Below are 1,890 nucleotides of genomic sequence, written 5' to 3'. Positions count from 1 at the left end.
AATCGGATAGGGGAGATTTGACCCTCCCCTTCCACACCACGTAGCGTACCGTTCAGTACTACGCGGTTCAATAGTTTACGCGTACTTTCAGATAGTGGGCAGTCATGGATGGGTATCCGAGTCTGTCCACTATTATCGTCTTGGTGAGCACAGAGTTCAGCATCTCCGCCGCCCTCCATGTCCCCTTCCGACAGTTTGACAGTTTATGCACTTGCCACTCCGGCAGATGGAGTGCACGAAGCATTTTATACCTCGTTCGCACTCTTTTCCATTGTTTCCAGTACACCGCCCGTATCCTGCGGCGGAGCCATTCGTCTGTGTCCTCCATCAGTCTCTTCATGTCCGCATACCGGTAGTAGTTTATCCACCCAGTCGTATATCTCCTGAGCTTCTCCTCTCTCTCCGGGTTGCTCCACTTGTTTCCTCTCACTGTCAATTCCCTCAGATGGTCCTTCATCTTCCTGATTGACCTGGGGTGTACCCGCATACGGCATCTTCCTTTGTTTCGGTAGAAACCGTATCCAAGGTACTTCACTTTGCTGATGTGACTCACTGTCGTTTTCTCAAGGTTGACTTTCAGGTACAGCTTTCCCGTTATAAATGGGATGATGTGCTCCAGCGTTCTTTCTGCGCTTTTCCGGCTCTTGCATAGGATGATGCAGTCATCCGCATATCTCACGAACTTATGGCCTCTGTGTTCCAGTTCCTTGTCCAGCTCGTTCAACATGACATTTCCACACAGCGGGCTTAAGGGGCCTCCCTGGGGCACCCCCTCGGTTGTCGCACGAAATCCTCCGTCTTCCATTACCCCGGCCTTCAGGTACTTGTGTATCAGCGAGACTACTCGTCCATCCTTGATCGTCCTCGACAGCACCTCTATCAGTTTGCTGTGGTTTACGGTATCAAAATAGGACTGCAAGTCCATACTGATTGCGTAGGCGTATCCTTCATCCACATACTCTCTGCACTTTGCCAGTGCGTCCTGTGCGCTCCTGCCTGGCCGGAAGCCGTAGCTGTTATCCGAAAACTGTTCCTCATAAATAGGCGTCAGTTCCTGCGCTATCGCCTGTTGTATCATCCGGTCGACCACAGTTGGAATTCCCAGCTTCCTGACTTTGTTTCCCTCTTCTTTGGGTATTTCTACCCTTCGGACGGGGTTGGGTTTGTACTTCCCCTCCCTCAGCTGCCTGACCAGTTCGTCCCGGTGGTCTTTCAGGTAGGGCAGAAGTTCATCCACCTGCATCCCATCCATTCCCCCTGACCCTCTGTTTGCTTTCACTCTCTTGTATGCGGCATTCAGGTTGTCGCTCCTGAGTATCGTATCAAGCAGGTTGTCCGTCCAAAAGTCCGTGTTGGTGTCAGGGTTCCCGGTAATCCATTCATGGACGTACACTCCTGTTCCCCTTCCCTGTTCCGCAGGTATCTCTCTCAGGTAGTCTTCAATATGAAGTTGTCTGTACTTAATTCCATGTCCGGTTTCCATTTGGAAATGGCACCTCCTACTGTTCCGTCCTTCCCGGGACATCTATAGCTGTTCCGGTACTATGACTTCTGCTGACTTCTCATGGCAAGCTTTACTCCATGACAACGAACGTTATATCGTCTTTGCCATGTTCATGAGACCTCCCCGGGTACTCACACGCTCTTTCCCACTTATACCTGCCCCGTTTACTGTTGGCGTTCCGTGCAGTTATTGGACTTTAGTTTGGTTTGCAACCTCATCCACGCTTTACAGCCTATCCGGACAACTTTTACAGGCCAGTGGTTTGCCTCCGGCTTCCTTCAGACCCCACCTCACGATGACGCCCTTGCCATTAGCTGCACCCTTCCCACTGCCGGGCGGGTCAGGGACTTTCACCCGTTAGAACGTGTGCCCGCCGGGCACACAAA

General features: G+C 51.7%; 1 protein-coding gene. It reads right to left on the bottom strand.

Annotated features, from left to right (window positions below; genetic code table 11):
• Positions 1-67: 67 nt before the first annotated feature.
• Positions 68-1,483, bottom strand: a complete 1,416-nt coding sequence (gene ltrA / locus FGQ86_RS16065) for a group II intron reverse transcriptase/maturase (RefSeq protein WP_033126202.1) — start codon at positions 1,481-1,483, stop codon at positions 68-70.
• Between the last annotated feature and the right edge of the window lie 407 nt (positions 1,484-1,890).

Source organism: Clostridium sp. BSD2780061688st1 H5, assembly GCF_005845155.1.
Lineage (GTDB): Bacteria > Bacillota > Clostridia > Lachnospirales > Lachnospiraceae > Claveliimonas > Claveliimonas intestinigallinarum.
The sequence above is the reverse complement of the archived record's forward strand: the minus strand, read 5'-3'. Positions and strand labels throughout refer to the sequence as shown.

Bases quoted from the DNA above. Each gene is read 5' to 3' on its own strand.
- ltrA (WP_033126202.1), bottom strand. From the start codon at position 1,483: ATGGAAACCGGACATGGAATTAAGTACAGACAACTTCATATTGAAGAC.